8 protein-coding genes are annotated in these 6,615 nt (G+C 69.6%); 2 read left to right on the forward strand and 6 right to left on the reverse strand.

What is annotated here, in order from left to right; all coding sequences use genetic code 11:
- Nucleotides 1-12: 12 nt before the first annotated feature.
- The 3 genes from RWQ91_RS12015 to RWQ91_RS12025 form a co-directional block, all read right to left on the reverse strand.
- Nucleotides 13-1,083 (reverse strand): aspartate-semialdehyde dehydrogenase, encoded by a 1,071-nt coding sequence (locus RWQ91_RS12015; protein ID WP_314506280.1) that lies wholly within the window; start codon nucleotides 1,081-1,083, stop codon nucleotides 13-15.
- A gap of 79 nt (nucleotides 1,084-1,162) precedes the next feature.
- Nucleotides 1,163-1,753, reverse strand: a complete 591-nt coding sequence (locus RWQ91_RS12020) for a DM13 domain-containing protein (RefSeq protein WP_314506284.1) — start codon at nucleotides 1,751-1,753, stop codon at nucleotides 1,163-1,165.
- A 97-nt stretch (nucleotides 1,754-1,850) separates the two neighbouring features.
- Complete coding sequence (locus RWQ91_RS12025; protein ID WP_314506312.1) at nucleotides 1,851-3,158, reverse strand: aspartate kinase; 1,308 nt, start codon at nucleotides 3,156-3,158, stop codon at nucleotides 1,851-1,853.
- 223 nt (nucleotides 3,159-3,381) lie between these two features.
- On the opposite strand from RWQ91_RS12025, the gene RWQ91_RS12030 reads away from it, so the two are divergent.
- Nucleotides 3,382-3,630 carry an SCO4226 family nickel-binding protein gene (locus RWQ91_RS12030; RefSeq protein ID WP_314506285.1) on the forward strand — a complete coding sequence of 83 codons (249 nt, stop codon included), beginning with the start codon at nucleotides 3,382-3,384 and terminating at the stop codon, nucleotides 3,628-3,630.
- A gap of 40 nt (nucleotides 3,631-3,670) precedes the next feature.
- Nucleotides 3,671-4,162 carry a hypothetical protein gene (locus RWQ91_RS12035; protein ID WP_314506289.1) on the forward strand — a complete coding sequence of 164 codons (492 nt, stop codon included), beginning with the start codon at nucleotides 3,671-3,673 and terminating at the stop codon, nucleotides 4,160-4,162.
- A gap of 12 nt (nucleotides 4,163-4,174) precedes the next feature.
- Here the strand turns inward: RWQ91_RS12035 and RWQ91_RS12040 are convergent, their stop codons facing one another.
- The 3 genes from RWQ91_RS12040 to RWQ91_RS12050 are packed head-to-tail and all read right to left on the reverse strand — an operon-like array spanning nucleotide 4,175 to nucleotide 6,481.
- Nucleotides 4,175-5,107, reverse strand: coding sequence for a DMT family transporter (locus tag RWQ91_RS12040; protein WP_314506292.1), 933 nt, complete (start codon nucleotides 5,105-5,107; stop codon nucleotides 4,175-4,177).
- 12 nt (nucleotides 5,108-5,119) lie between these two features.
- Nucleotides 5,120-5,713, reverse strand: a complete 594-nt coding sequence (gene recR / locus RWQ91_RS12045) for a recombination mediator RecR (protein WP_314506295.1) — start codon at nucleotides 5,711-5,713, stop codon at nucleotides 5,120-5,122.
- A 3-nt stretch (nucleotides 5,714-5,716) separates the two neighbouring features.
- A complete protein-coding gene (locus tag RWQ91_RS12050) occupies nucleotides 5,717-6,481 on the reverse strand; it encodes a hypothetical protein (RefSeq protein WP_314506297.1) in 765 nt (254 codons plus the stop codon).
- Nucleotides 6,482-6,615: the final 134 nt, after the last annotated feature.

Here is a 6,615-nt window from a genome sequence, read left to right on the forward strand (position 1 = left end):
CTCCGCCGATGCTCAGACGCTGACGCCCAGGCCCGCCGCCACGAGCTCTGCGATCTGCACCGCGTTCAGCGCCGCGCCCTTGCGCAGGTTGTCGTTGCTGATGAACAGCACGAGACCCTTGCCCTCGGGCGCTGACTGGTCCGCGCGGATGCGGCCCACGAAACTGGGGTCCTTGCCTGCCGCCTGCAGGGGCGTCGGCACTTCTTCGAGCACCACGCCGGGAGCGTCCGAGAGCACCTCGCGGGCACGGGCCGGTGTGATCTCGCGCGCGAACTCGACGTTGATGCTGAGCGAGTGGCCGGTGAAGACGGGCACGCGCACGCAGGTGCCGGCGACGCGCAGGCCCGGCAGCTCGAGGATCTTTCGGCTCTCGTTGCGGAGCTTCTTCTCTTCGTCCGTCTCGTTGTCGCCGTCCTCGACGAGGTTTCCGGCGAACGGGATGACGTCGAACGCGATCGGGGCGATGTACTTCTCCGGCTGGGGGAACTCGACGGATGAGCCGTCGTGCACGAGCCGCAGGGTGTCGCCCTGCGCCAGCACTCCCTCGACCTGGCCGAGCAGCTCTTCGGCGCCGGCGATACCGGAACCGCTGACGGCCTGATAGGTGCTGACGATGAGCCGCTCGAGCCCCGCCTCGGCATCCAGCACCTTGAGCACGGGCATCGCCGCCATCGTCGTGCAGTTGGGGTTGGCGATGATTCCCTTGACCGCTTCCCGGATGGCGTGCGGGTTGACCTCGCTCACCACGAGGGGCACGTCGGGGTCCATCCGCCATGCGCTGGAGTTGTCGATGACCGTGGCGCCGGCCGCGGCGAAGCGGGGGGCGTGCGCGCGGCTTCCGGTTGCTCCGGCGGAGAACAGCGCGATGTCGATGCCTGAGGGGTCTGCCGTCTCGACGTCTTCGATGACGACGGTCTGTCCGGAGAACTCGACAGCCGTGCCGGCCGAACGGGCGGTCGCGAACAACCGCAGCTCGCGGATCGGGAAGGAACGGTCGGCGAGGATCTCGCGCATGACCGTGCCGACCTGGCCGGTGGCGCCGACGACGGCGACGGAGAGTCCGGAATCGGAGATGCGGGTCATGTGAGGTCCTCGGGGTGGTGGCGGGGTGAAGCTGAATTCTACCGGCCGCCGAGTGGATGCCGAACGAGGGCGGACTTCGTTACGAGAGCGCCGCTGCGCCGAAGGACACCGAGAACTGCACGCACCAGAGCTCCACGGTGCGCAGGACTCCGAGATCGACACCCGTCGGGATGTCGTAGAGCTGGTCGCCGAGGTTGCCCTTGATCGGACCGAGGTCGACGTACTCGTATCCCGCGGCAGTGAACCACCCCTCGGTCCCCTCCAGGACCGGTGCCGCGCTCAGCCACACGTGCACATCGGGGCCGTTGGTGGTCTCCAGTCCCTCGATCGCGAGCTGGCGCGAGCCGTCGGGGAATTCGATCACCCGCGCCGAACCTGTCGTCGTGTGCTCGTGACTGACGAACGTGCCGGCGATCAGATCGATCGGCCCCGCGGGAGGCGGCGGACTCACTTGCTCCGCCGGCTCGACCGTGGGCGCGCTGGTCGGCGTGCTGGCAGCCGACGGAGCGGTCGTCGCCACGCTCGTCGGGATCGCGTCGGCGACGCGCACGTCCACGAACAGCAGCCACGGCTGGAACACGAGAGCCGCCACGACGACTGCCGATACGGCGAGCGCCGCACCGATCCCCCAGAGCCAGCGCGCCCTCGTCGACAGCCTCGTTCTGGTCATGCTGTGCCCTCCGACGAACCGAGCGTACGGCCGTCGGCGACAGGGCGCCCGCGGACCAGATTACGAGATCAGGACGGATGGCATCGCGACCCCGGCCTCAGCGGCCGGTGCCGGCGTGCACGACGGCTTCGGCATCCCCATCGAGTCCGTACGCGGTGTGCACCATGCGCGCCGCTTCGGCGAGATCGTCGCCGCGGACGACGACCGAGATGCGGATCTCGGAGGTCGAGATCATCTCGATGTTGATGCCCGAGACGCTCAGCGCCTCGAACAGGGTGGCAGAGACGCCCGAGTTCGTGCGCATGCCGGCCCCCACCACCGACAGCTTGCCGATCTGGTCATCGTGGACCAGGCTCTCGAATCCCACCTCGCCCTGCTCGACGGCGAGCGCGCGCAGGGCGGTCGCCGCGTCCTCCTTCGGCAGGGTGAACGAGATATCCGTGCGGCCGGTGGCCGCCGCTGAGACGTTCTGGACGATCATGTCGACGTTGGCGCCGGACTTCGCGACGATCTTGAAGATCTCCGCGGCCTTTCCCGGCACATCGGGCACGCCCATGACGGTGATCTTGGCCTGGCTGAGGTCGGTCGCCACTCCGGCGACGATCGGCTCTTCCATCTCTTCTCCTTCGCGTGCGGCGGACAGGGCGGGGACGCCCTCCGGGATCGCCATCCCCTGACCCAGCACCCAGGTGCCTTCGCCGGAACTGAATGTGGAGCGCGCATGGATGAGCACCCCGTGTCGGCGCGCGTACTCGACCGCGCGGATGTACAGGACCTTGGCGCCGTTGGCGGCGAGCTCGAGCATCTCCTCGCTCGAGACGTGGGTGAGCTTCTGCGCGCGGGGCACGACGCGAGGGTCGGCGGTGAAGATCCCGTCCACGTCGCTGTAGATCTCGCAGACATCAGCATCGAGGGCGGCGGCGAGGGCGACGGCGGTGGTGTCTGATCCTCCGCGGCCGAGGGTCGTGATGTCGCGCGTGTCGCGGTTGAAGCCCTGGAAGCCGGCGACGATCACGATCGCGCCCTCGTCGAGCGCTTCGCGCAGCCGGATGGGCGTCACATCGACGATGCGGGCCGCGCCGTGCGTGGCATCCGTGATCATCCCCGCCTGCGAGCCGGTGAACGATCGTGCCTCGAAGCCCATCGAGTGGATCGCCATCGCGAGCAGCGCCATCGAGATCCGCTCGCCGCTGGAGAGCAGCATGTCCAGCTCCCGCGGTGCCGGAATGGGCGCGACCTGTGCGGCGAGGTCGAGCAGCTCGTCGGTCGTATCCCCCATCGCGCTCACCGCGACCACGACATCGTGCCCCGCCCGCCGCGTGTCGACGATGCGCTTTGCGACGCGCTTGATGCTCTCGGCGTCGGCGACGGACGACCCGCCGTACTTCTGCACGAACAACGCCACGATGTGTACTCCCGGAACGTCACTGCGGTGACGGATGACGGATGGGCGATCGGATGCCGCGCCCCAACGCACCATCTTACGGACGCGGTATGCCGCCTCGATCATGCGCCGAATGCAGGCAGGGGCCGCGTCACGAGGCCCATGTACTTCGCCACCCGCCGGGAGGACACTGGTCCCGAGAACCCGGGCACGGGGTCCGGGTTGGAGGGGAAGGGGGATGTCGATGCCTACTTTCATCGATATCCATGAGGGTTTCGTCGGGGTCGATCAGGCCGGCCTTCAGGCCGCGCATGATGCCGACCTGGCGATCGAGGCCGAGGAGGGCGTCCACTTCGAGAAGGCCTGGCTCGATCCGGTGTCGGGCAAGGCGTTCTGCCTGTCGACAGGGCCCTCGATCGACGCGATCAAGCGGGTGCACGAGCGTGCGGGTCACGGCACTCTCGAGGTCTACGAGGTGCCCGTCGAAGTCTGAGGAAGGGCGGTTGTGCCGCACTGCCGATAGCATCCCGAGCATGATCGAGGATCTCGAGCTGTGGTCGGACTTCAACGTCGCCATGGCGGGCGCGACCGCTGCTCTCGCGGGGCTGGTGATCGTCGCGGCGAGCGTGAACATCGGCGAGATCGTTAAGGCCCGGGCGCTCACGGCACGGCTGGCAGCAGGCATCGCCGCGCTCGTGCTCGCGATCGTCGCCTCGGCGCTGGGCCTGGTGCCGCGGATCAGTCCGCTCTGGTTCGGCGTCCTCCTGCTGGCGGCAGCGGCGGGTGCGGCGATCCTGCAGGTGCAGGCGACCCGGGCGATCTTCGCGGATCACCACCCGGCTGCCCGCGCCAAACTGCCGAAGTCGGTCTTCGGATTCCTGCCGATCGTCGCGTACGCGGCCGGTGCGCTGGTCGTTCTGGCAGGAGGTCCGTCCGGGCTCTACCTGGTTGCGACAGGGTCCGTGCTGGCGATCGTGACCGGGATCGTCGTGTCGTGGGTCGCTCTGGTCGAAGTGCTGCGCTGACCCGGCGCCGGCTCAGCCCGGGGCGACGGGTGGCAGTTCGCCCGGGGGTTCGCGGGTGCGGATGGTTCCCCCCGTGGCCGCCAGCCAGCAGCCGAGGATCACGAGAGGAAAGCCGATGAGCAGTCCTGCGGTGATCTGCTCGCCGAGCACGATCGCACCCAGCAGAATCGCGACCACTGGGTTGACGTACGTGAACAGCGGGGCACGGGCGGGCCCGACGTGGTCGATCAGCGCGAAGAAGACGATGAACGCGACGGCGGTGCACAGCACCGCGAGGGCGATGAGTGAGAGCGTGCTCTGCGCGGTCGGCGCCTCGTGCTGTGTGAGCAGGGCGATCGGCAGGTAGAACACCCCGACCGCGGCCAGCGACAGGGTGATCGTTCCGAGCGCGGGCACGTCCTTGAGCTGGCGGGCGACGATGAACGGCGCAGTGGCGTAGCAGATCGCCACCAGAAGCACTTCCCCGATCGCGAGGAGACCGGCGGTTCCCCCGGCCGCAAGTCCAGGACCGGCCACGATGATGCCGACGCCGACGAAGCCGACGATCAGGCCGATGAGGCGGACCGGCTTGAGCACGGCCCGATCACCGCCCGTGAAGGCGATCAGCGCGGCGAACAGCGGCACGGTGGCCACGAGCAGCCCCGTGAGCCCGGACGGCAGCGTCTGCTCGGCGTGACTGAGCAGCAGGAACGGACCGGCCATCTCGATCGCGCCGAAGGCGAGCACCCACCAGATCTTGGAGAACGCGGGGCGCAGAGCCTTCTGCCGCAGGGCGAACGGCAGCAGCAGCAGCGCGCCCAGCAGGGTGCGGCCGGCGACGACAGATGCCGGAGAGTACGAGTCGACCGCCTGCTTGATGAACAGGTACGGCATTCCCCAGAGCACCGCCATCGCGGCGAACAGGAGCCAGGCGCGCGTGTCGAAGCGCTGAAGCGTCGGGGTCATCGCACGGTTCGATCAGACCGCGCGGCGGCCTTCGAAGGCTCGCCCGAGGGTGACCTCGTCGGCGTACTCGAGGTCGCCGCCGACGGGCAGTCCTGACGCGAGACGCGTCACCGCGATCTCGAGGGTGTGCAGCAGCCGGCTGAGGTAGGTCGCGGTCGCCTCCCCCTCGAGGTTCGGGTTGGTCGCGAGGATGACCTCCTGGACGGTGCCGTCGGCAAGCCGCTGCATGAGCTGCGTGATGCGCAGGTCTTCGGGCCCGATGCCGGCGATGGGACTGATCACCCCGCCCAGCACGTGGTAGAGACCGCGGAACTCGCGCGTGCGCTCGATCGCGGCGACGTCCTTCGCGTCTTCGACGACGCAGATGACGGCGGGGTTGCGCCGCGGGTCGCGACAGATCCCGCACCGGTCCTGTTCCGAGACGTTTCCGCAGATCTCGCAGAAGCGCACCTTCTCGCGCACTTCGGCGAGCAGCGTCGCCAGGTGCGACACGTCGAAGGACGGCGACTGGAGGATGTGGAACGTGATGCGCTGAGCGGACTTCGGGCCGATGCCCGGCAGCCGGCCGAATTCGTCGATCAGGTCTTGGACGATGCCGTCGTACATGGGCTAGCTGAACCTCGTGGGCGGCTCGTAGGGCTCCTCGCGCACGAAGCGCGCGTCGAGCACCTGGCGGACGACGGCTTCCCCGTACCTCTGCGCCCCTGCAGACGCGGGCCGGGCAGCCGCGCGCGGCAGCGGCGGAGCGACGACCGGCGGGACGGGGACGTCGGCATCGGCATCCACCTCGTCGATCTCGTCCTGGTCGAGATCGGCGGAGGGCTCGACGTCCTGAGCCGGCAGAACATCACCCTCGCGCGGCGGGGCGATCGTCGCGATCTGGGACCGCGCCTGCTCGGCGGCCTCTTCGGGCTCGTCGTCGACGGCGAACTGCGCGACCGCGGTCGGCGGTTCCGGCGCATCGGCGGGCGGGGCATCGGCGTCGCTCGGGATCGCGGCGACCACCCAGTCGGTCACCGGTGCCGCGGCGGCGCTCGGCGCGCTCACCACGGCCGGGCGCGAGCGCGGTGCGACTGTCGAGGACGCCGGCGCGACAGGCGGCGCATCGGATGCCGGCGGAGCCGCATCGCCGTCGTGCTTGGCGAGGTACTTCACTCGGATGCCGAGCACGGCGAGGATCGCCTGGCGCAGGTCTTCGCTGGGCCCGGCGCCCGCGGCCAGCTTCTTGAAGCGCGCGACATCCGCCTGGCTCTGGAACGCGAGGGTCAGGATGTCCCCGTCCAGCTCGACGACACGGGAACCGGAGGCGAGCAGCCACGAAGACCGGCTGGTGTTCTCGAGGCGGCCCAGCACCTCGGGCCAGGCGTCGCGCATGTGCTGCAGCGTCACCGGACCGCTCGGCGCCGGGGCATCGTTCACGGGCGCCGGCGGGGAAGGCGCCGTCGCCGGGGTCGCGGGCGCCGCGCTGACGACGGGCGCCGCATGCGCGGAAGCGGGCGCCGTGGGCG

It is taken from the genome of uncultured Microbacterium sp. (assembly GCF_963524805.1).
Lineage (GTDB): Bacteria > Actinomycetota > Actinomycetes > Actinomycetales > Microbacteriaceae > Microbacterium.